This window comes from Geomicrobium sp. JCM 19055, assembly GCF_000698185.1.
Classification (GTDB): Bacteria; Bacillota; Bacilli; order Bacillales; family Marinococcaceae; genus Geomicrobium_A; species Geomicrobium_A sediminis.
Window position 1 is genome coordinate 94,997 of sequence record NZ_BAXL01000004.1, and the last position, 21,657, is coordinate 116,653.

The following is a 21,657-nucleotide window of genomic DNA, read 5'->3' on the forward strand; positions in this document are numbered from 1 at the left end:
TTCTCCCTTCTTAAAGAAGCCTTCTATATCACTAGAAGGCTGTTGACTCGTATTCCTATTGCGCTCGAACTTCGTTCCAGATTCGGTTGATTGCTCTCGTTTCATCTTGTGTAGGATCAACATAGTATTCTGATGACTCAGGAATGTCAGGGTACGAAGCTTGATTCGATAACTCTTCTTCTGACATGAGCTCTCTAGCAGCCGCGTTTGGGTTACTGCTCGGAATGTAATCGGTGAGCATCTTACTTACTTCTGCATCTAACATGAAGTTGATAAAGACCTCTGCTGTATACTGACTATTCGCATTCGATGGGATTGCGAAATTATCCATCCAAAGCATGCCACCATCTTCTTCAGGTAAGACATAAGCAATTGCGTCATTCTCTGCCATCGCAATTCCAGCTTGATCGGAATAAGCGAGTGATGCGACCGACTGTCCACTAATAAGTTCTGCTGCTGGTTGAGTCGTATACTTCAAAACGTTCGCATTAAGGTCACCTAAAATCCTTGTGCTTCCTCTAAGCTAGCATCGTCTAAATCGTTAATGCTTTTACCGAGTCTTTGCAAAGCGAGCGACACAAAGTCTCGAGATGTGTCATGCGCGGTTACTTTGCCAGCATATTCTGGGTCCCAAAGTACTTCCCAACTTGTCGGTGGTTCTTCAAACACTTCTGTGTTGTACGCTAAGCCCGTGCTGCCATAAAGATAAGGAACAGAGTAACGATTCTCTGGATCGAACTCTAGATCTTGAAACTCCTCTGCGATATTTTCAAAGTTCGGAATATTTTCCATGTTAAGCTCTGCAAGTAGATCCATCTGAATCATTCGATCAATAAAATAGTCTGTCGGGATGATAATGTCATAGGAGATTGCACCGCTATTAATTTGGGTAAGCATTTCTTCATTGGACGCATACGTATCATAAATGACCTCTACACCGAACTCTTCTTCAAAATCAGCGAGAATTTGCTCATCAATGTTATGACCCCAGTTAAAGAAATACAATTCTTCAGCAAGCTCCTGCTCACTACCTGCAACGTCAGAATCTGAGCTTCCACCATTACCACATGCACTAAGAACAGCCATCCCTAGAAACAATGTACCGATTGCAAACTTTTTCATTTTAAAGACCCCCTTATTTCAAATAATAGGCTAGCAAAGAAAAACTGCGGACACCTCCTTACTTTCATGTATGATCGACTTACGCTTCATAAACGACTTTTCCATCCATGATCGTAAGTGCTGTTTTGATCTCCTTCAATTCGCTTTCAGACGATGTGAAGGGGTTTTGCTTTAGCACAATAACGTCAGCAAGCTTGCCTACTTCTAACGTTCCGAGCCGGTCCTCAGTGAAACTTGCATGTGCAGACCCTTTCGTATAGTGTTGCAACGCGTGTTGAAGTGAAATTTTTTTCTTTTGCATTCCAACCCTCTTCAGGAAGACCGTCATCATGCTTTCTCGTAACCGCTCGATAAATTTCTAACCAAGGATCGAGCCCGACAACTGGGAAGTCCGTACCAAAGGCAATTGCTGCTCCTTGGTCTTGCAACGTTCGAATCGGCCACGTTAAAGATTCTCTTTCTTTTCCTAAACGATCGACATACACATTGTCGTGAAAGTGTTCTGCTGCTGCTAAATGTTCCGGTTGCATAGACGCAACCACCCCGAGTTGTGCTACCCTCGGTAAATCCGTTTCATGAATGACTTCAATATGCTCAATTGTATGCCTTGAATCTCGTACACCATTTGCAACTTGTGCAGCTTCGTAACAGTCTAGACCGAGTCTAACGGCCCCATCACCACATGCATGCAAGCGCACTCGAAATCCTTCACTATCAGCCTCAACAACCCAATCCCGTACAACATCTGACGGAATTAATGTATCCCCAACGGTATTTTCATTATCTGAATACGGTTCCACTAAAAGCGCAGTATACGCAATGGGTACACCATCAAGAAACTGCTTTAGCCCATTAAACTTTAGCTTGTCACTTTTGTACATGTCACGAAGGTGTTTCGGTAGATTTAAATCTCCATCCAATGCGGACATAAAATGAATCCGCGTCGTAAGTATCCCTTCTTCTTCGAACGTTCTGTACATCTCTAAATCTCCAAGCGATAACCCTGGTAATGGGAGCATATCGCTAACAGATGTAACCCCATAACTTGCAGCCTTTTCTAGAAATGTCTGCAGCAGATGTCTTCTTTTACTTTCTGACAGCGAATCAAACGCTTGTTGAGCGAAACCCATCGCAGTCTCATACAAAAAGCCAGTCGGTTCTCCATATTCATCTTTAACAATTTCACCAAACGGGGGATTTTCACTTTCTTTAGTAATTCCTAAAATGTCTAGCGCTTTGCTGTTTAACCATGCACCGTGACACTCATCGTTAAACAAGAAGACGGGTCGATCTGGAATAAGTCGGTCAAGAGTCGCTTTTGTTGGCAACTCATGACGGTCCCAATAAATATGATACCAACGAAAACCGAAAATCCATTCATCTTCAGGGTGCGCTTCAGCAAATACTTTCACCATTTGTGCAGCTTCTTCTTCTGACTTTGCTGCATGAAGTAACACACTTTGCTCGGATAAACTGCCTGCAAATAGATGAACATGGAAATCGTGGAACCCTGGCATGATCAGTTGATCACCGTATTCATACACGGTCGTTTCATCCGTTATGTAAGATTGAATCGTTTCGTCCTTTAGAACAGCGACGATTTTATTCCCTGAGATTGCTAGACCGCCCGCAAACGGCTGTTCTTCATTTCCAGTAAAGATTGCACGGCTCTTTAATACGATGTCTGCGTTATTCATGTAGACCCCCTGAACCCAACGGCATTTTTTGTAAAATTCCCACTAAAGATGTCGATTCTTCTACGAAAGCGAATGTGTTTATAGTTCTATTACTATAGCTTCCTCGTTCAAATGTCCAGTCATTTTTTTCAAAAAAAGATCGTGCGATAATCTGACATTAATGACATTTCGTCATTTCAAAAGCGCTTTTCTTCATGATGTACGAATGCATATAACGTTTCATTAACAGGTACAGGAATTCCGTGTTTTTTTGCCATCTCAATGACACGTTTTGCAAAATAATCATTCTCACTTTTTCTTTTCGCCTCGATATCTTGCAACATCGATGTTTTTCCACTGTACCCTACTTTCGTCCAAACGTTTTCAAAGAACTCATCAACCATACGTTCTGTAAGATCAATGTTGTTTGCATTTGCAACCTGAATAACTTCATTCATCGCCCGCTTACTCACATTCAATAGTTCTTCAGAGTCACGCAAAACTCCGTGTGTCGAGCGCGAGATTGCACTCACTGCATTTACACCGACATTCACCATAAATTTATGCCACAATTGACGTTCCATATCGACGGGGACAACCGAAGGGATTTGCGCTCGCTCAAACACAGCTTGTAACTGTTGTACACGTTCGGTGATCTGTTCATTACGTTTTTCACCAAAATACAGAGTTCCAGGATATGTATAGAACACGTCATGAAGGTTTTTTGTTGCATCAATTCCATTCGTCAAGCCATACAATACACGATCTTCACCAAACCGCTCAGATAACTCTCGTTCACTATCAATCCCATTTAATAGCGATAAAAACGTCGTACGTTCATCAACAATGGACTGAGCGAGATCCATTGCAGCGTGAAGTTGTGTATTCTTAACGGTAAAAATCACGTAATCGATCCCTTTATTTACCTCACTTGGTGTGACGTAGTTCAAATTGGTTTCTTTGCCGTTTACGTTCATCCCTTCTCGTACGTATCGCTCTTTTCGTTTATCATCCATCACGCAATAAAGTTCTGTCGTTTCGTCTTGGTTTAATAGATTTGCGTAAACAGCACCTACTGCGCCAATCCCGATCATTGCAATGGTCATCATGGAAACCCCTCCTCGTTCTCGTTTGCTATTCGTAATTCTACCATGATAATGTGACATACATAAAAGGTCGATCTCTCATTCATTGATTCTTAAAACTACTACAGACACTCTCACGAGTCTCTGTATGTATTCAAATTGGAGGAACAAAACGTGTTTACAATTCCACCTCACGTATTAACATTACCGAGTCTGTTCACCCCATCTGAAGGTTCGATTTGGACAAACGAACACATCTCCAAAAACATGTTACAAGCACACCTTGATCCTTCGTTTGAGGGTGCTACCCGAAATCACCACTTATTGATAAATCCGCTGCATTTATCTCGACAATCGCTGGCCCACGAATCATTGATTTCGGATGTGGACCTGGTCTTTATACGAAACGCTTTGCAAAGCTCGGGCATAACGTGACTGGACTTGATTTTTCTAGTCGCTCAATTGAATATGCAAAAGCTCATGACAGTCAGAGCACCTATTATGTGCACGATTACCTTCAACCACCTCCAACCGAGATGTTTCATGATTTCGCAACAGTAATCTATTGTGATTATGGCGCCTTATCTAAAGAAAACCGCAGAACATTACTGCACAATTTAAAACAAACGCTTACTACTGAAGGTCAGTTATTTCTCGATGTCTTTTCAATGCATCAATACGATGCATTTGAAGAAGCGATGACTTGGGAACATCATCCATCCCCAGGATTTTGGTCCAATGAACCACATCTTACGTTAACGAAAAATACCCGTTACACAAAAAAACATTACGCTCGAACAAACAGTGGTTACAACAGAAGAAGAAACGGTCGTTCACTACATTTGGAATGAATACTTCACTTTGAAACAACTAGAGCAAGAGCTCACTGACGCTGGATTTCTTGTTGAAAAATATTTTGATGATGTTTCAGGTACGACTTATACAGGACAAGCATCAACGATTGCAGTCCTTGCCCGAGTCGACCACACACGCTCATAAAAAAACAGCTGCCGCCGGCAGCTGTTTCCTTGTTCGATGTAAAGTTTCATACAGATTCGTTGTCATCCATTGAATGTTCTAAATGAGGCACCTCAAAAGTGATTGCTTCATTGTCATCTTCTACTTGAATACTTTCTTTTGCGATCAGCATACCTGCAAATGCCGCAAAAAGAAACACACTAATCATACCTACATTCTTCCACACGTTCGTTCACCCAAACTATGTGCTTACAACTTACAGTATACTCATTCTAAATGGAGGAACAATGGAGCCAATGTGGAGATTATGTGTAGTTTTTAGCTCGTCTTCGTTTTGAACAACAGTAAGGTTAACAACAAGCCAACTAAAGAAAAGACAAACGCTGCTAAAAACGCCGCTTGTACCCCTTCTAAAAAAGCGATCGGATTCGCACCACCCGCTTCTGGGGCAGCTCTTGTAATAAACGAAATAATAAAGATAAGACCGATCGAACCACCGAATTGTCGTACGGTATTCGTAATTGCTGTTCCGTGAGAAATCCATTCATTCGGAAGTGCATTTAATGCAGCTGTCGTAAGCGGCATATTAATCATCGCAATGCCTGCCATAAAGACCATGAACAACAATGCTGTGACGACGACGGGAGTCTCTTGGGACAAGATGAATACGTAACTTATTGAAGAGCTACATAACAACACAAACCCGATTAGCGCTAGACGAAGTCCTCCATAACGATCGAACCATTTCCCTGCTACGAGTGACATAACAGCGAGCGTAATCGCTCCAGGAAAGATAATTAATCCCGAATGAAAAGCTGAATACAACTGAACATTTTGTACATACATCGGCAAGATCGTCTCTCCAGCGATCAATAAACTAAATGACAGCGTTGTAATGACAATGACCAATGCAAACAATGGCGAACGAAACGTACGCAACTCAAGTACGGGGGTTTCAAGTCTAAACTGACGGATGACAAAGAGGATGAGCGCCAAAAACCCGACCCAAATTAAAATCGTAGCCAATGCAGAGTCATCGGTACTGTTCACTCCGTACAAAATCCCACCAAAAGCGAGAGTAGATAGTAAAATCGACGATATATCAATGCTCGTCGGACGCTGCTTCGTAACGTTTTCCATAAAGAAATAAATAAGTACGAGTAAAAAAAGCGCGAGGGGCAACGTGAGAACAAATACCGCTCGCCACGTAAATGCTTCGATTAGCACGCCTGAAATGACTGGACCAATTGCAGGAGCAACGTTAATGACGAGTCCAACGAGCCCCATTGCATATCCCCGTTGTTCTCGAGGATACACGAGTAACAAAATCGTCTGCATGAGTGGCATCATCATGCCAGATCCAGCGCCTTGCAACACCCTCCCGACGAGGAGCGTTTCAAAATTCGGTGCTATCGCTGCAACAAACGTTCCTGCCAAAAAACTCAATACAGCAGCCATTAATAGCGCTCTCGCTGTAAAGCGATCGATTAAGTACGCTGTAATCGGAACGAGAATCGCGATTGATAACATAAAAATTGTCGTTAACCATTGAACTTCTGTTGCGTTAATTTGAAAGTCAGACATAATCTGTGGGAAAGCGGTGATTAATAAAAACTGATTTAGTACACTCAAAAAAAGACGTGGATAGTAAAATCCCGACGAGTAAACGCCTCTTCTTCGGAGTCAAATGCCTCACCTTCCCCTCATAAAGTTGCTTTGAACACGTAATTCAGCCCATTAAAAAAAAGGCAGAGACCTTGTGATCTCCACCTTGCTTTTACGATGTGCCACGCTCGACGAGTTGCAACAGCTCTTTATCAGGACCGTGAAAAAGGATCATCACTCCGCCATCTAACGTTGGTTTAGGTGCATCCGTTAGAAATGTAATTCCTTTTTCTTGCAGCTTCTCTACTTCCTCATCTAAACGCTCAACTGTAAATGCAATATGATTGATCACACTCTTCGTTTCGTAGTTTCCTAAATCTACTTTATCCCGAATCAATTCAATTTCAACGTCTGGCTCATCTTCTAAATAAAGAAACGCCATTTCACGCGTCTTATTCTCTCCTTTAAGCCGTACGTTAAATCCAAAACAACGATGATAAAATTCAATGGAACGAGCTAAGTCATGAACGACGAGTGCAACATGTTCGATTTTTCTAATCATCTAAGGTCCTCCTCACTTCCACTTAATTACTCTTTCTTCTTCTTGCTAACATGACATACGCCCCTAATGCGAGTAGCGAAGTACTAAACAAAAGCAGTCCCATCGGTACTGCTGAACCTTCGTTTAATCCAACAATTGGCGCAACGATAGCTCCAATAAGTAGCGGAAATACACCAAGCAACGCGCTTGCAATCCCTGCCCGGTGGCCTTGTTTTGCAATAGCTAACGTAAATGAGCTCGTCAAAATCATTCCCATCCCCGTCATATAGACAAAGATTGGAATCACAATGGCAGCGAGTGGTGCTTCAATCGCCGTCATGAATAACAAAATGAACGTAGCGCTCACACCGATGACAAGCGCTGTAAACAACAGCGTTCTCTCACGAATGACGCCACTAAAGCGCCCAATAACAAACGAACCAATGATCATCGCAAGCCCATTAATTCCGAACAACACGCTAAACAGCTGAGGGCTCACATCGTAAATACCTTGGTAGACAAACGGTGTTCCTGCTACATATGCAAAGCTCCCGCCATGGGCAAACCCTAACGCAAGAGCAAACCCCATAAACGTCCGGTCTTTTAACAACTCATAAAAGGTTGTCACGATATGTTTCAAGGAACTTGGTGAACGCTTTGTTTCTGGCAGTGTTTCTTTTAAGTTGAAATAAACAATTCCAACGACAATCAAGCCGAGGAACGACAACGTATAGAAAATTCCGTCCCATTCAAACGCTGGAATTGCAAGGAGTGCACCACCTGCAATCGGCGCAACAATAGGAGCAACGGCATTAATAACCATCAGTAATGCAAAGAACTTCGTTAACGCTTTTCCATCGAACACGTCTCGAACCACGGCTCGAGAGACGACTAAACCTGCTGCCGCTGTGAACCCTTGAAGAAAGCGTCCAACAATAAGGGTCTCAATGTTTTGGGCTAGCGCACAGAGCAATGAGGCAAGCACAAATAACAACACAGAAATCATAAGCGGCATTCGACGCCCTTTTGCATCACTGATCGGTCCAATGACGAGCTGTCCGATTGCAAGTCCTAATAAACAAGCCGTTAAACTTGCTTGCACAAGGGATTGTGACGTCGACAAATCGCTGGCAATGTCGGGAAAAGCAGGTAAGTACATATCGATATTAAGCGGTCCGAGCACCGTCAACATGCTCAAAATTAACGCTAATGCGTACCGTTTCTTCCCGGTCGGGTTTTCATTCATTACTGGAGTTACCTTTCTTTTTGAACTATTCTATAAGTGTAGCATGCAGCTTTATTGAAAAGGGGACAATCATGACAAAAAAAATAATCGTAGACGTCGACACTGGCATTGACGACGCTCTTGGCCTATTACTACTCGCTCATCAACCCAATGTAGACGTTCTTGGTGTATCGGTCGTATCCGGCAACATCTCACTACATAAAGCCATTTGCAACACACATAAAGTATTGGATTTGATTGGCTTAGACGTTCCGATCTTTGCAGGTGCCAATCAACCACTCGTACGACAAGCATTTTTTGAACATGCGGTTCACGGTGATGACGGAATCGGAGGTGCCCTCCACGACGCACCGTTTATCGATCGCACTGAGAAAGAATCCGCATGGGACTATCTCATTCGCATCACGCATGATTATCCTGGTGAAATTACCCTCGTTCTTACCGGACCAATGACGAACTTTGCGCTTGCCTTACAGCAGGATCCTTCAATCGCACATCGCCTAAAAGAAGTCGTCTTTATGGGCGGCGCTGCAAATGGGAACGGCAATGTAACTCCTGCTGCTGAATTTAACATGTATGTTGATCCAGAAGCTGCAAAACTAGTCCTTCATTCCGGTGTTCCACTGACAATGATTGGTTTAGATGTTACAGAACAAGCCCTTATGTCAAAAGAGGACGTAGAGTCTCTAAAAGGAACGAGTTATTATACATTTATTAGAGAAGCAACAGCTATTTATTTCAACGTTTCCTGGGAGCGAAATCGTTTAAAAGAAATTGCGATGCACGACCCACTCGCCATTGCCGTAGCAATCGGTAAACCTTTCGTGTCGACGTACCCTTACTACGTCGATGTTGAAACGAACAGCACACTTTGTGACGGTCAAACGGTCTGTGATTATAAAAACGGACTACAGCGAACCCCAAACGTGCACGTCGCAAAACACGTCGATGCGAAAGCATTTATTAAGGATTACATCCAGCACGTTGGTTCACGCAAATAAATCTGGCGCTCACGATTTCGTAATCGTGGGCTTTTTTCATGATTATAATAACAGTATCTTTATTTCACCCAACTTTTTTTGACGCAAAATGAATGCAATGAATAATTTGCGAAATGCTTTATTTATAAAGGCTTTTCTCTCTTTTCACTGTCAGATTATCTACCTTCTTCACAATTTATATCGTAAATTTTTTTATTATTTAGAAGGAGATTTCATTCGCAAGACAAATACTAACGGTAACGTATTATTATTTAGGAGGTATAGTATGAGTTCCTCAGAAGTGAAGATTAGAACCGAAGAAAAAGCCGCAGATTTAATCGTTGAAGAGTTACTACGAGAAGGTGTCGAGTGCGTTTTCGGAATTGTCAGTATTCATAACATGCCGATGTACGATGCGCTCCTTCGAAGCAATAAGATTAAAATCGTCAACGCTCGTGGCGAAAGTGGTGCCGTAAATATGGCTGACGGATATGCTCGCTCTACCGGAAAGCTCGGTGTCGTTCTTACGAGTACAGGAGCTGGCGCTGGCAACGCAGCTGGTGCGTTGACAGAAGCCTGGAATGCAGGTACACCACTTTTACACCTTACAGGAGACGTGGCAAGTGCATTTGTCGGAACGTCTAAACGGTACATTCATGAATGCAAAGATCAATTAAAAATGATGGATGGTGCATGTAAAACGGCCATTGCAGTGACTGACCCGACGAACATCCAGACAGTCGTACGTGAAGCAATCAAACAGACGAAAGCACAGCCTACAGGACCGATTACAATTCAAATTCCGATTGATATGCAATCAAAACTCGTCAATCGTTCCATCATTCAACAAGAACCACAACTAAATCGAGGAACATTTACGCTCGATTCAGAAGTTCTTTCGAAGATTCAATCAGCAAAGCGACCTGTGCTTTGGGTCGGTGGAGGTGTCGTGAAAGCTTCTGCACATCGATTACTTACACAGTTCGCAGAGCAAATTGGTGCAGCTGTTATTACGAGCGAGTCTGGAAAAGGTGCCATACCAGAAGATCACCCACAATGCATCGGAAATTATGCGGCAACCAAACCGACAATCGAGCTTTTGAAGTCAGCCGATTTACTGATCAGTATTGGCGTACGCTTTCGCTGGAACGAAACGGGAAACTATTCTGTCCCTATTCCAGATGAGCACATTACGATTAATGCCGACGCCCTATCGATCAACCGAAACTATGATTGCCAACATGCACTCATCGGTGACGCTTATGACATACTCGATGCCCTTACAAAGCAATTTGAAGGAGAATCATTCATTGATAAATCAAGCTTCTTAGCTGAAGTAACAGCAGTCAAAGTTCAAGTAGACCGTGAGCTACGCGAAGCGATGAGTCCATATGGAGAAATTGCCGATCATATGCGCCGTGTCATGCCAAAGGACACCATCTTTGTTCGTGACATTACACTTCCAGCTTATCAATGGGGGCACCGACTTATCCGATTTATGAGCCTAGAACGTCCATCCACGCGACAGGAGGAGGAATCGGGCAGAGCTTACCTACAGCGATTGGCGCACAAATTGGACAACCAAACCAAAAATGCCTCGTATTCGCTGGAGACGGTGGTTTCATGGTGAATTTAGGTGAGATGGCAACCGCTGTTGAAGAAAAGCTCCCGCTAGTCGTCGTTCTCTTTGATGATCACGGCTATGGCGTATTGCGTAACATCCAAGATGCAACATACGGACGCCGTGTTGCTGTCGATTTGCACACACCAGACTTCGTTCAACTTGCCCAATCTATCGGCTTTCAGGCAACTCGCGTGAAAACGACCGATGATTTTGGAGAAGCACTAGAAAACGCCATTCAAGAACCAGGTCCTACAATGGTTGTCGTCGATATGATTAGCATTGGCCCACCTGCAAAAGCTGGTGGTATATCCCCTGCTGTAGCAAAAGAGTTCGAACCTAAATAGCAAAATCTAGTGAGAGATGAGGAGGAGAATCTATGAAAGTCCAGCTTTCCGCAAAGGAAAGAATTGATCACTATATTAACGAAAACCAGACAGAGTTAATTGAAGCCATTCAAGAAGCTGTACGTATTAAGAGCGTCGTTGGCACGGAGCAAGAGATGATTCATTTTATGAAACAAAAATATGAAGATCTTGGGCTAGAGACCGTCACCGTTCAGCCAGACTATGAAAAGATTCAAGACCATGAAGGCTTCTCCAGTTCGGGCCTTTCCTTTGATAACCGTTACAATGTGATCGGCATCTACCATGGTGATTCCGTTAAACGATCACTCACACTCGAAGGTCACGTTGATGTTGTATCTGCAGAGCCAATCGAGTTCTGGACGAAAGATCCGTACGCCGCAATTATTGAAGGAAATCGTTTATACGGTCGCGGTTCTATGGATATGAAATCCGGTCTCCTCGCGAACTGGTTTGCACTAAAGGCATTACTTGATCTTGGCTTAAAGCCGCTGGAACCGTTCAATTGCACAGCACGATTGAAGAAGAGTCCGGCGGTGCAGGTGGTGCGCTCACTTGTCTTGACGAAGGGTACGTCACTGACGGATTTATTACGACAGAACCTCACAGCCTAAACGTCACCGTTTCTCATACTGGCGTAATGTACTTCCGCGTAAGTGTGTACGGTAAAACCGCCCATGCAAGCCGAACCCAAGATGGCGTCAATGCGATCGGTAAAATGTATCCGATTTATCATGCGCTTCAACAGCTTGAAGAAACCCGCGCTGAAGAAGTTCAATTTGAACTTTATCAACGTGGTTCTGATAAGCAATCCGTCAACTTAAATATCGGAACGTTCCAAGCTGGTGACTGGGCGTCCAATGTTGCAGGGAAAGCAACCATTGAATGTCGCATCGGTTTTATCCCTGGTGAAACACGAGAACAAATTCGTGACTTAGTGGAGAAGACGATCTTAAACGCTGTCGAAGATGATGAGTGGTTAAGAAAACACCCCCCACAAATTGAGTGGTACGGTTGGACAACAGAAGCATGGTATCAAGATCCTGATAATGACTATGTACAAGAGTTTCTTCAAACAGCGAAAGACGTGCTCGATACGAATGACGTACAAATCATCGGCAGAACAGGCGGGAATGATGCACGCTTCACACAATACTACGATCGACCAGGTATCGGTTTTGGACCCGTCGGTTCAGGCGCTCACTCTCCTGATGAATACGTTGAAATTGATAGTGTCCTTAAAACGGCGAATGTACTTGCTAACCATATCCTTGAATGGACAGCGAAAGATCGCAAACACGACTCTAACTAAAGGTAGGGATGACAAACATGAAAAAGTTTCCTAGGTTTGCTTTGGTTACCATGATTGGCACTGTTCTTCTATCCGCATGTGGGAATGACTCAGGAGATTCAGAAAGTTCTGCTGAACCGACAGAAGGAGCAACGACTGGAGGAGAGTTGAAAGTTGCTTACTCCGCACAACCTCCGATTCTTGACGTACATGAATCATCCGCTATTGCAACGTCAGATATGATGCGACACGTCTATGAAAGTCTCGTAACGGTCGATTCCTCGTACAACATCGAACCGATGCTGGCGGAATCCTATGAATTAAGCGAAGACGGTACTGCCATTGAGTTCGTTCTGCGAGAAGATGTTCTTTTTCATAACGGTGAAACGATGACCGCTGAAGATGTAGTTGCTTCAATGGATAAATGGCTAGACTCCCCAGGTAACGGCAACAAGCTTCCAGATGAAGCAACTATTGAACAACTTGATGACAAGACGGTCGTATTAGATTTAGGTGAGCCGATGGCAACTGCTCTGCCAATCCTTGCTTTTAACAGCGTAGGATTCCCAGCCATTATGCCTGCTGAAATTGCTGAAGAAGCTGATGGCACTGGTGTTAAAGAGTACATTGGAACTGGTCCATTTAAATTCGATGAATGGATTCAAGACCAACATATTAAACTCGTAAAGTTTGAAGACTACGCTATCCGGGATGAACCAGCTGATGGTCTTGCAGGTGCGAGAGAAGCTCTCGTTGATAAATTGCTTTTTGAATTCATTTTGGATTCTTCTACCCGTGTTTCAGGAATGCAGTCCAGACAGTTTGACGTCGCTCACGCGGTGCCATTCGATAACGCCGACCAGCTTGAAAGTGATCCAAATTTAACAAACCATACGTATCCAGGCGCCTATTTGACAATTCACTTCAATAAACGAGAAGGCTTCTTTACAGAACAAGATGCAAGACAAGCCTTAGCAACGTCCATTGATAGTGAAGCCATTTTAACAGGCGCTTATGCAAGCGATGACTATTACGTTCTCAACCACAACATTATGATGTACCATCAACTCGAACAATGGCCAAGTGATGTCGGTCAAGACATCTACAACACGAACGACCCGAGTAATATGGACGATTATTTAAGTGACATCGGTTATGACGGCGAAGAAATTACGATTATTACGACACGTGATTACGAAGATCAATACAACGGCTCAGTCGTTCTCCAACAACAGATGGAACAAATGGGTCTCAATGTAGCGATTGAAGTGTACGACTGGCCAACGTTACTTGAAATGAACCAAGATGAAAATGCGTATGACATTTTCGTATTAGCAAACGTTTCCGCAGCAGAACCAGGTTCAAATGTTTTCATGAACCGGATTATCCAGGTTGGAGTGAAGTACCTTCGGTTGTCGACGACTTCCGTGCTTCTTCAACGCTTGAAGAAGCACAAGACAAATACGATGAGGTTCTGGAATGGTACTGGGAGTATGTCCCGGTCGTCCGTATTGGCGATTTCAAACGCGTAGCAACAACCCAAGAATATATTGACAACTTCCGTTATCAAGATGGATTTGTCTTCTGGGGTGTTTCTAAAAATGATTAATGCTCTTGCTCCCACAAGCTTGTGGGAGTTTTTTGCGTTGTAGTCGTGAAGGCGACAAATACTAAAACGGCATCACTCATGATGAGCGATGCCGTTTTTTGTTATCAATTTATTCGATGACTTTTCCATTCCGTAATGCTCGTATCAACCGCTTCTTTAGCCTCGTCTACGCCGTTCATCATATGAATAAAGCTATGCACAAGTCCTGAATAATTATGGATGGCCGTCTTTGTCCCTGCTGCTTGTAATTGTTCTGCATAGCGTAGTCCATCATCACGCAGTGGGTCGTGCTCTGCGGTTATAATGACAGATGGTGGTGCACCGGATGCAGAACCTAATAGCGGATTTGATTTCCAACAATGGCTAGGCGCATAACATGACTCGTACCAACGAAGTTGAGCGGTCGTTAGATTTAATCCTTCGCCATGAACGAGATGAGCGTCAGACTGATCATTAAGAAGGAGCCACGGGTAATACAACAACTGTGCATCAACTTCAAAATCGTTATGAAGTTGATTGTTCAACATCACACCGACTGCCAAATTCCCACCAGCGCTATCACCTGAAAGCGTTAATCGCTTTGGCTCTCCTCCGTACTGCTGAGCATTTGTTGCTACCCACTTCGCTGCCACATAAGCATCTTCGAAAGCTGCCGGAAACGGATGCTCTGGAGCAAGTCGATAATCGACGGATACGACAATCGCTTCACTTTTGTAACAGAGATATCGACAAAACCCATCGATCGTTTCAAGATCCCCAACGACAAAACCGCCACCGTGGTAATAAACGATCACAGGAAATGGTCCCGTACCTTCTGGTGTATACAAACGAACCGGAACAGAGTGTTCACCATCTGTTGCAGACAAATCCTCAGTTGAGGCTACGATCGCTTCGGGTACACTACTTGCATGTCGCGCTTTAACATAGTCACTTCTTAGCTGTTCAATTTCTTCTATAGAGGACGGTAATTGTTCATGCTGACTACGTTCAATGACCTCTCTAATCGCTGGATGTAAACTCATAATGGTCGTTGTTCCTTCTCCATAAAAACAAACTCTGTATCCTCAAAATCAAATTTACCCGTACGATAGACGCTATAGCCAAGCTTTTCATATAAAAAAAATGTTTTTTTCAGACTTTGCACCCGTAAACAACCTGTACACGACTGGATCAAACTTAGCTTCAATTTCTTCCATTAACGCTTGACCAATTCCTCGATTGCGACAAGCAGGGTGAACCATTAATTTATTAATGTAACAGACGCCATCCTCTTGAAACGCACGAACAGAGCCGATCATTACGTCGTCTTCCACGTACTTCAACACGATATTTTTCTCAAACGATTTCTTCGCTGTCTCAAGATCTTCTTTTAGTGGCATAATGGTGTAGTCATTGTAGATCTCCGCTTCAGAAACATACGCTAGCTTTTGCAAATTCAAAATGTGACAAGCATCATTAACTGTTGCCTCAACAATCTTTTCCATGACTGCTCCACCTACTTTCGATTTAATCCCAAGTAAATTAATGTGATTAATCTATATTATACCCGATTTATTGAAAAAGGTGAAGCGATAACAAAAAAATCTACGCTGAAGTTCAGCGTAGATCGACTGTTGAGAAACTTAAACACACTAGATACGTACTTCCAATGAGTAAGCGGCGGTTGTCGTAATTATGAGGGGAAGAATCTTGAAAACCCCAACATCAAGCTCCAAAATCGCCACATCAATCTTTTTATGACGGGATTTCGTTCTTATAGTAAAACTAAAAGAGTCAATCTCCCCACAAACACCATTCCACTGAAAAAGCCCTGGTCTTAGACACAGGGCTTTCCGACAGTCTGATGCGATGATGTTGCTTATGCTTTCGTTGTAATGGTCTCTACGTACGAAGCCGCTGTTTCACCACTTAATTTACCAAATACCGCACCCGACATTAACCCAGAACCGCCTGGGTAATTCTCATAGAACAAACCGCCAACCATCTCACCTGCTGCATAGAGACCACCAATCGGTTGCTCTTCTGAATTGAGTACTTCTGCTTGGTCATTCACTTTAATACCACCGAACGTAAAGGTAATTCCACACGTTACTGGGTAAGCATAGAATGGGGTCTCATCAAATGTAAGTGCCCAGTTTGATTTAGCTGGAGTTAACCCTTTTGTAGACTTGCCATCCTTTACACTTGGATCGTAGTCACCTTCTTGAACGGACGCATTGTACGCGTGAATTGTTTCCAAGAACTTCTCTTTCGGTACGTTCATTTTCTCTGCAAGCTCTTCTAAAGAATCAGCTTTCACAACGGACGCTTCTTCCAATTCATACTCTACTCGAAGAAGAGGACGTACTTTTTGATCGTAAAGTTGGAATGCCTTTTGTTCAGGTTGCTTTAATGTTTCTTTTCCATATTTAGCATACGTATAGTTTCTAAAATCCGCACCTTCATCAACGAACCGGACACCTTCATTGTTCACGATCAAACCAAGGGGATACGATGACTTCTTATAAATGTCCCCTGGCTTCTCAAAGTCACCAACTCGTGGTGCATTGTAGTCCGTCGTATGTGCGTGACACGCTGACCAATCTCCAAATGGCGTAGCCCCTGCTTCAATCGCCATATCAAGTCCATCACCCGTATTATGCTCGGTTCCACGTACGACCGCATTTTTCCATTCATCACCGATGTATTTCATACGTTTTTGTTCACTTGCTTCAAAGCCACCACATGCAAGGATCACGCTTTTTGTTTCGATTTGCATTTCCTTACCGTCTTGCTCAACAACAAGTCCAGTAATTGCGTTGTCAGACTTTACGAGTGAAGTCCCCTTCGTGTTATACAGAACATCAACGCCTAATTCGTCCGCACGCTTCCACCAAGCCGTCATAAGACCGATGCCTTTTTGGTACGTTTTAACCGGTAGCCCGCCCCAGAAGCTCATTTTGTTATCTTTTTCGAAGTATTGATTTTCGTTAACGATAAACTCCACACCGTGTGATTGCATCCACTTGATCGTCGGATACGATTGTGATGTTAGAACCTTCGCCAATGCGGGTTGGCTTTTACCATTTGTCACTCTCATAATATCATCGTAATATTCTTTCTCACCATATACAGGCATATCAACACGGTCGTAGTCGTCATCTTTTAAGTCACTATATACAGAGCGGAGCCCTTCAAGATCACCATAAGCCATGCGAATCGCACCATCTGTAAAGTACGAGTTACCCCCGCGTTTATCTTTTGAACCTTTTTCTACGACGAGTACACTCGCTCCCTTTTCACGTGCAGAAATCGCTGCGCTAAACGCTGCATTTCCTCCACCAACAACAATGACATCATACGATTTAGAATAGCTTTCCATTGTAAGTCCTCCTCATAAGCAGTACCTCTTTGTTACTTCTAGTATAAGAAAGCACTTACAATAAATGAAATATCAATATTTTAGAGTATCTCATAAAATATTTTTATCAGATTTGATTGTTTTTAAGGTATTCAATGAAGCGATGTACAATCGATAGATTTTGAGTTTGAGGATGATACATTAAATACGTATTTCTCGTAACGGGTTCCCCGTTCTTTCTATAGATGCCTTGTTTATACAACTGATCTGACTCAAGAAGACAAATGTCAGGCACAATGGCAAATCCGAAATTCTTTTTGACCATTTCTTTACACGTTTCAAGTCGGTCGACTTCCATCTCAACTGTAGGAGGATTCTTAAACTGGTCGATCCACCATCCATTAATGGTTTCTTTTAATGAGCGATCCGTTTCATAATTAATTAACCTTCGTTCATCAAGTGAATTAAGATCAATTCTCTCTTTGGAAATGACTTGTAACTGTTCTTCACGCAGGAGATATTTCTCACCGTGCCATGTATAGTCATTACGTACAATCGCTACATGAACTTGTGATTGTTGCAACATGGCATAGACTTCATTGCTTAGTCCAGATTGCACGTGAAACTGGACATTAGGGTAAAGCTCAGAAAACCGGTGCAGCATCTCAGGCAATACATATTGAGCGAAGTTACTCGAGACTCCAATTCGAAGAGTCCCTTGGACGTTGCTTTGTAAGTTTTGTAATTCGTCTTTCGTTCTTTGCAATGCCTCCAACATGTCTTCGGCATATGAGACGAGATGCTCTCCCTCTGTGGTGAACTCCAACCCACTTTTCGTTTTATAAAACAACGTGACTCCAAATTCTGACTCGAGGTTTTTCAATCGATAGCTCAGAGAAGGTTGGGACACGTATAGCTTCTCTGCAGATCGCGTCATATTCTTCTCTTCAAAAATGGTCTTGAGCATAAACCAATCCTTTTGATCCATAAGCCACCCTCCTATTGTGCTAATATTATAAAACAATTTAATCGGATTTAATAAAAAATTATTATTTTATTTATAATTATTTTTAGTATATAGTTACCCATACGATATTAAGTCTAAAAAAAAGAAAGCGCTTCTTTCATTGTACAATAATTTTTATCCTATAATGATAGCGCTATCATCGAATACATCTTCAGAGGTGATCGTATGTGGAAACCTGTTTTAAATAGTCTACCTTTTTTTACTGCTTGTCGCTTGTAGTTCAAGTGCATCAAGTGAAGGAACTGAGTTCCCAACAGAACGTATGGAACTCATCGCTCCAGCTTCTCCTGGCGGAGGGTGGGACATGACCGCACGTTCTGTTCACCGGGCGATGACAAGTGATGACATCATCACCCAAGACTTCAACGTTGAAAACATGCCTGGTGGTGGCGGTGAAGTCGGCTGGCAATATTTACAGCGCCAAGATGCTCACTCTACTTCTGTAAACTCTAGTCTTCTTTTGACAAACAACTTGCTCGGTCAAAGTGATTTATCCTATGAAGATTTCACACCGATCGCCATGTTACTGACCGAATGGATCGCTTGGGCAACCGCTACGAATGCTGACGTTCAAGACGCCGATGAGTTAATTACTCAATTACAAGACGATCCAGAATCGTTGATTTTCGGTCTTAGCCCTGCACTTGGAAGCGGTTACCATCTATCTACGTCTCAAATTGCTATGCTCTCTGGTGTTGAACCGCGGGATTTGCAAGTTCTCGTTTATGATAGCGGTGGCGAAGCAATGAATGCTTTGCTCGGTGGTCACATCGACATTCTCGTAAACTCAATGTCTGTACTTTCTAGTCAATATGAAGCAGGTGAAATTGATATTCATGCCGTAACGTCACCAGAACGTTTGGAGATGTTTCCGGACGTACCAACGTGGCAAGAACTCGGTGTTGATATTGAATTCCCTCATTGGCGTGGGGTAATGGGACCACCGGATATGAGCGAAGAAGAAATTGCGCAATACGATGAATGGTTTGGTGAAATGGCAGAAAGTGAACAATGGCAACGGGATTTAGAATCAAATATGTTTTTTTGACTTTTATATGGATAGTGCCGAAACAAAAGATTTCCTTGAAGAACAAAACGAGTTGTTTAATGACATTATTGAAAGTGTTGGCTTAATGCCATAGAGGTGTAGTCACATGTATATAATCCGTTTATCATTACCTGTTCTTTTTATTGTCGCAAGTCTTGTCTATGCAATTATGATCTTTCAATTACAGCCCGCAATGCTCGGTGAACCGAATGCACCGCGGTATTTTCCGCTCATTATTTGCACTGGAATTCTGATTTTTTTCGATTGTCGACTTAATTAATATGAGAAAAGAGAACATTAGGCAAAACGAAGACTTAGAAATGCTGTCTCGTAAAAGCACTTTAAAAGTCGTCGGGATCGTGCTTGGCTTCTGTCTCATCTATACATTGATCTTTGAACATTTAGGATTCTTAATCTCAACAATCCTTTTCTTAGGCGCATTACTCTTCTATCTGAACGGCTTCAAGCACTGGATCTTGAACCTCTCAGTCACAATCATTACAGCATTTACAACGTGGTATACGTTTAGTTTCTTGCTCGAAATTAGCTTACCTTAGGAGGTTGCCGGTATGGACTTTAGCATTATCATCGATGGTTTATTTACAGCGCTCCAACCGATCAACCTCATGTGGTTGGTTATTGGGGCAATACTCGGTACGATTGTCGGAATTCTTCCCGGCCTCGGACCCGCCACAGGGATTGCTGTTTTAATCCCTTTAACATTCGGTATGGAACCGATCAGTGCTTTAATTCTAATGGCTGCCATTTACTATGGAGCGTTGTTTGGAGGATCAAGAAGTTCAATCTTAATTAACACGCCAGGGGACGGATCTTCGATTGCAGCAACGTTTGATGGCTATCCAATGACAAAAAAAGGACAAGCCGGACAAGCGATGTCTATTGCCGCAATTGCATCGTTAATCGGTGGGGTTATGGCGATCTTCGGCTTTATCTTCCTAGCCATCCCACTCGCTCAGTTCGCCTTGAATTTCGGCCCTGCTGAGTATGTCATGTTGTTCATTTTCGCACTATCTGCGGTCGTTGCGTTATCCATGGGTAATATTGCAAAAGGCTTCTTAACGATGTTTATCGGACTAGGAATTAGTACGATTGGTGTTGATTTACAATCAGGGGTTCATCGCTTTACATTAGACGTGCCACACTTGACCGACGGTATTGATTTCATTGTCATCATTATCGGAATTTACGCACTCGGTGAAGTACTCTATAACATGTTCAACATTAACAAAGCAAAGAAGCCAGACCAAAATATTGGTAGCAAATGGTTCACAAAAGAACAATGGAAAAAAATCACTCGCACCGATTTTACGAAGTGGTCCCATTGGTTTCTTCCTCGGTATTCTTCCTGGGTCTGGAGGTACAATTTCCTCCTTACTCGCTTATAGTACACAAAAGCAAATTGCCAAAAACAAAGAAGAGTATGGAAAAGGGGCCGTTGAAGGTCTTGTTGCCCCAGAGTCAGCAAATAGCTCGGCAGCTGTTGGCTCCATGATACCGATGCTTACGATGGCCATTCCAGGCTCTGGCGCCACTGCGGTCATGTTAGGTGCACTCATTATGATTGGTATACAACCAGGTCCGCTTTTATTCGAGAACAGTCCTGATCTCGTTTGGACATTAATTAACTCTATGTTCATTGGTAATATCATTCTTGTAATTATTAATATCGCAATGGTCGGGATGCTCGTTAAAGTCCTACATACACCGCCAAAAGTATTGTACCCACTCGTTCTCGTTCTTTCGTTCCTAGGTGCCTATACACTCGGATATAGTACGGTAGACTTTTACATTCTTATTCTTGCAGGTGTACTCGGTCTCCTATTGCGAGTGTTAAATTACCCAGTCGTTCCACTCATCTTAGCATTGATTGTCGGAAACGATATGGAGCAGAACTTTATGCGTGCAACAGTAATCTATGACGGTCCTGTATCGATTCTATTCGCATCGCCAATTACAATCGGTCTCGCTTTATTAACGATTCTTTCTCTATCCTACCCACTCATCATTAAACTACTAGGAAGACGTAAGAAAAAAAAGACCACCCGATGACCATGTAACAAAAAGCTTGAGCTCTAAATAGAGTTCAAGCTTTTTTTATAAAG

22 protein-coding genes and 2 pseudogenes are annotated in these 21,657 nt (G+C 42.8%); 11 read left to right on the top strand and 13 right to left on the bottom strand.

What is annotated here, in order from left to right; all coding sequences use genetic code 11:
* Positions 1-55 precede the first annotated feature (55 nt).
* The 5 genes from JCM19055_RS22820 to JCM19055_RS05025 form a co-directional block, all read right to left on the bottom strand.
* Positions 56-505, bottom strand: coding sequence for an extracellular solute-binding protein (locus tag JCM19055_RS22820; RefSeq protein WP_081833452.1), 450 nt, complete (start codon positions 503-505; stop codon positions 56-58).
* A complete protein-coding gene (locus tag JCM19055_RS22825) occupies positions 499-1,122 on the bottom strand; it encodes a PotD/PotF family extracellular solute-binding protein (RefSeq protein WP_052365948.1) in 624 nt (207 codons plus the stop codon). The genes JCM19055_RS22820 and JCM19055_RS22825 overlap by 7 nt, the downstream gene beginning before the upstream one ends.
* A gap of 79 nt (positions 1,123-1,201) precedes the next feature.
* On the bottom strand, positions 1,202-1,453 hold the full coding sequence (locus JCM19055_RS28575) for an amidohydrolase family protein (protein WP_370543006.1): 252 nt from the start codon (positions 1,451-1,453) through the stop codon (positions 1,202-1,204).
* On the bottom strand, positions 1,347-2,819 hold the full coding sequence (locus JCM19055_RS05020; RefSeq protein WP_265181826.1) for an amidohydrolase: 1,473 nt from the start codon (positions 2,817-2,819) through the stop codon (positions 1,347-1,349). The genes JCM19055_RS28575 and JCM19055_RS05020 overlap by 107 nt, the downstream gene beginning before the upstream one ends.
* 176 nt (positions 2,820-2,995) lie before the next feature.
* Positions 2,996-3,907 carry a ketopantoate reductase family protein gene (locus JCM19055_RS05025; RefSeq protein WP_042358824.1) on the bottom strand — a complete coding sequence of 304 codons (912 nt, stop codon included), beginning with the start codon at positions 3,905-3,907 and terminating at the stop codon, positions 2,996-2,998.
* Between the two features lie 329 nt (positions 3,908-4,236).
* Here JCM19055_RS05025 and JCM19055_RS22830 point away from each other — a divergent pair, with 329 nt between their 5' ends.
* Positions 4,237-4,734: a class I SAM-dependent methyltransferase gene (locus JCM19055_RS22830; protein ID WP_265181852.1), complete on the top strand. Its 498-nt coding sequence runs from the start codon at positions 4,237-4,239 to the stop codon at positions 4,732-4,734.
* Complete coding sequence (locus tag JCM19055_RS27095; protein ID WP_265181827.1) at positions 4,688-4,882, top strand: hypothetical protein; 195 nt, start codon at positions 4,688-4,690, stop codon at positions 4,880-4,882. Before JCM19055_RS22830 ends, JCM19055_RS27095 begins: the two co-directional genes overlap by 47 nt.
* 46 nt (positions 4,883-4,928) lie before the next feature.
* Here the strand turns inward: JCM19055_RS27095 and JCM19055_RS27100 are convergent, their stop codons facing one another.
* The 4 genes from JCM19055_RS27100 to JCM19055_RS05045 form a co-directional block, all read right to left on the bottom strand.
* Positions 4,929-5,087, bottom strand: a complete 159-nt coding sequence (locus JCM19055_RS27100) for a hypothetical protein (RefSeq protein WP_193745317.1) — start codon at positions 5,085-5,087, stop codon at positions 4,929-4,931.
* Positions 5,088-5,179: 92 nt separating this feature from the next.
* Positions 5,180-6,445 (bottom strand): DHA2 family efflux MFS transporter permease subunit, encoded by a 1,266-nt coding sequence (locus JCM19055_RS05035; RefSeq protein ID WP_265181828.1) that lies wholly within the window; start codon positions 6,443-6,445, stop codon positions 5,180-5,182.
* Between the two features lie 193 nt (positions 6,446-6,638).
* Positions 6,639-7,028: a VOC family protein gene (locus JCM19055_RS05040; RefSeq protein WP_042358825.1), complete on the bottom strand. Its 390-nt coding sequence runs from the start codon at positions 7,026-7,028 to the stop codon at positions 6,639-6,641.
* A 22-nt stretch (positions 7,029-7,050) separates the two neighbouring features.
* A complete protein-coding gene (locus tag JCM19055_RS05045) occupies positions 7,051-8,253 on the bottom strand; it encodes a Bcr/CflA family efflux MFS transporter (RefSeq protein WP_042358826.1) in 1,203 nt (400 codons plus the stop codon).
* 71 nt (positions 8,254-8,324) lie between these two features.
* Here JCM19055_RS05045 and JCM19055_RS05050 point away from each other — a divergent pair, with 71 nt between their 5' ends.
* The 5 genes and pseudogenes from JCM19055_RS05050 to JCM19055_RS05065 all read left to right on the top strand — a co-directional run bounded on the left by JCM19055_RS05050 (position 8,325) and on the right by JCM19055_RS05065 (position 14,042).
* Positions 8,325-9,254 (top strand): nucleoside hydrolase, encoded by a 930-nt coding sequence (locus tag JCM19055_RS05050; protein WP_042358827.1) that lies wholly within the window; start codon positions 8,325-8,327, stop codon positions 9,252-9,254.
* Between the two features lie 265 nt (positions 9,255-9,519).
* Positions 9,520-10,863, top strand: coding sequence for a thiamine pyrophosphate-binding protein (locus JCM19055_RS05055; protein WP_265181829.1), 1,344 nt, complete (start codon positions 9,520-9,522; stop codon positions 10,861-10,863).
* The gene (locus JCM19055_RS28580; protein WP_265181853.1) at positions 10,770-11,201 is read left to right on the top strand and encodes a thiamine pyrophosphate-dependent enzyme; all 432 of its coding nucleotides are present in this window, start codon (positions 10,770-10,772) and stop codon (positions 11,199-11,201) included. The genes JCM19055_RS05055 and JCM19055_RS28580 overlap by 94 nt, the downstream gene beginning before the upstream one ends.
* A 167-nt stretch (positions 11,202-11,368) precedes the next feature.
* Positions 11,369-12,531: pseudogene (locus JCM19055_RS22840) on the top strand (ArgE/DapE family deacylase).
* A gap of 50 nt (positions 12,532-12,581) precedes the next feature.
* A complete protein-coding gene (locus JCM19055_RS05065; protein WP_265181830.1) occupies positions 12,582-14,042 on the top strand; it encodes an ABC transporter substrate-binding protein in 1,461 nt (486 codons plus the stop codon).
* A 181-nt stretch (positions 14,043-14,223) separates the two neighbouring features.
* On the opposite strand, the gene JCM19055_RS05070 is transcribed toward JCM19055_RS05065, so the two are convergent.
* The 4 genes from JCM19055_RS05070 to JCM19055_RS05085 all read right to left on the bottom strand — a co-directional run bounded on the left by JCM19055_RS05070 (position 14,224) and on the right by JCM19055_RS05085 (position 18,447).
* The gene (locus tag JCM19055_RS05070) at positions 14,224-15,141 is read right to left on the bottom strand and encodes an alpha/beta hydrolase (protein ID WP_042358828.1); all 918 of its coding nucleotides are present in this window, start codon (positions 15,139-15,141) and stop codon (positions 14,224-14,226) included.
* Between the two features lie 87 nt (positions 15,142-15,228).
* Positions 15,229-15,603 carry a GNAT family N-acetyltransferase gene (locus JCM19055_RS05075; protein ID WP_052365954.1) on the bottom strand — a complete coding sequence of 125 codons (375 nt, stop codon included), beginning with the start codon at positions 15,601-15,603 and terminating at the stop codon, positions 15,229-15,231.
* A 374-nt stretch (positions 15,604-15,977) separates the two neighbouring features.
* Positions 15,978-17,480: an FAD-dependent tricarballylate dehydrogenase TcuA gene (gene tcuA / locus JCM19055_RS05080; protein ID WP_042358829.1), complete on the bottom strand. Its 1,503-nt coding sequence runs from the start codon at positions 17,478-17,480 to the stop codon at positions 15,978-15,980.
* A gap of 106 nt (positions 17,481-17,586) precedes the next feature.
* The gene (locus JCM19055_RS05085; protein ID WP_042358831.1) at positions 17,587-18,447 is read right to left on the bottom strand and encodes a LysR family transcriptional regulator; all 861 of its coding nucleotides are present in this window, start codon (positions 18,445-18,447) and stop codon (positions 17,587-17,589) included.
* 301 nt (positions 18,448-18,748) lie between these two features.
* On the opposite strand from JCM19055_RS05085, the gene JCM19055_RS05090 reads away from it, so the two are divergent.
* From JCM19055_RS05090 to JCM19055_RS05100, 4 genes and pseudogenes are all read left to right on the top strand, one after another.
* Positions 18,749-19,534, top strand: a complete 786-nt coding sequence (locus JCM19055_RS05090) for a tripartite tricarboxylate transporter substrate binding protein (protein ID WP_265181831.1) — start codon at positions 18,749-18,751, stop codon at positions 19,532-19,534.
* 106 nt (positions 19,535-19,640) lie between these two features.
* On the top strand, positions 19,641-19,814 hold the full coding sequence (locus JCM19055_RS27105; protein WP_193745318.1) for a hypothetical protein: 174 nt from the start codon (positions 19,641-19,643) through the stop codon (positions 19,812-19,814).
* 1 nt (position 19,815) lies between these two features.
* Entirely contained in the window at positions 19,816-20,091 is a 276-nt protein-coding gene (locus tag JCM19055_RS22845) for a tripartite tricarboxylate transporter TctB family protein (RefSeq protein ID WP_052365955.1), read from the top strand.
* A 69-nt stretch (positions 20,092-20,160) separates the two neighbouring features.
* Positions 20,161-21,604: pseudogene (locus tag JCM19055_RS05100) on the top strand (tripartite tricarboxylate transporter permease).
* Positions 21,605-21,657: the final 53 nt, after the last annotated feature.

Excerpts from the sequence above, each read along its gene's own strand:
- JCM19055_RS22825 (WP_052365948.1), bottom strand. The coding sequence starts at position 1,122 with ATGAAAAAGTTTGCAATCGGTACATTGTTTCTAGGGATGGCTGTTCTT.
- JCM19055_RS28575 (WP_370543006.1), bottom strand. The coding sequence starts at position 1,453 with ATGATGACGGTCTTCCTGAAGAGGGTTGGAATGCAAAAGAAAAAAATT.
- JCM19055_RS05020 (WP_265181826.1), bottom strand. The coding sequence starts at position 2,819 with ATGAATAACGCAGACATCGTATTAAAGAGCCGTGCAATCTTTACTGGA.
- JCM19055_RS05025 (WP_042358824.1), bottom strand. The coding sequence starts at position 3,907 with ATGATGACCATTGCAATGATCGGGATTGGCGCAGTAGGTGCTGTTTAC.
- JCM19055_RS05035 (WP_265181828.1), bottom strand. The coding sequence starts at position 6,445 with ATGTCTGACTTTCAAATTAACGCAACAGAAGTTCAATGGTTAACGACA.
- JCM19055_RS05040 (WP_042358825.1), bottom strand. The coding sequence starts at position 7,028 with ATGATTAGAAAAATCGAACATGTTGCACTCGTCGTTCATGACTTAGCT.
- JCM19055_RS05045 (WP_042358826.1), bottom strand. The coding sequence starts at position 8,253 with ATGAATGAAAACCCGACCGGGAAGAAACGGTACGCATTAGCGTTAATT.
- JCM19055_RS05050 (WP_042358827.1), top strand. The coding sequence starts at position 8,325 with ATGACAAAAAAAATAATCGTAGACGTCGACACTGGCATTGACGACGCT.
- JCM19055_RS05055 (WP_265181829.1), top strand. The coding sequence starts at position 9,520 with ATGAGTTCCTCAGAAGTGAAGATTAGAACCGAAGAAAAAGCCGCAGAT.
- JCM19055_RS05065 (WP_265181830.1), top strand. The coding sequence starts at position 12,582 with ATGATTGGCACTGTTCTTCTATCCGCATGTGGGAATGACTCAGGAGAT.
- JCM19055_RS05070 (WP_042358828.1), bottom strand. The coding sequence starts at position 15,141 with ATGAGTTTACATCCAGCGATTAGAGAGGTCATTGAACGTAGTCAGCAT.
- JCM19055_RS05075 (WP_052365954.1), bottom strand. The coding sequence starts at position 15,603 with ATGGAAAAGATTGTTGAGGCAACAGTTAATGATGCTTGTCACATTTTG.
- tcuA (WP_042358829.1), bottom strand. The coding sequence starts at position 17,480 with ATGGAAAGCTATTCTAAATCGTATGATGTCATTGTTGTTGGTGGAGGA.
- JCM19055_RS05085 (WP_042358831.1), bottom strand. The coding sequence starts at position 18,447 with ATGGATCAAAAGGATTGGTTTATGCTCAAGACCATTTTTGAAGAGAAG.
- JCM19055_RS05090 (WP_265181831.1), top strand. The coding sequence starts at position 18,749 with ATGGAACTCATCGCTCCAGCTTCTCCTGGCGGAGGGTGGGACATGACC.
- JCM19055_RS27105 (WP_193745318.1), top strand. The coding sequence starts at position 19,641 with ATGTATATAATCCGTTTATCATTACCTGTTCTTTTTATTGTCGCAAGT.
- JCM19055_RS22845 (WP_052365955.1), top strand. The coding sequence starts at position 19,816 with ATGAGAAAAGAGAACATTAGGCAAAACGAAGACTTAGAAATGCTGTCT.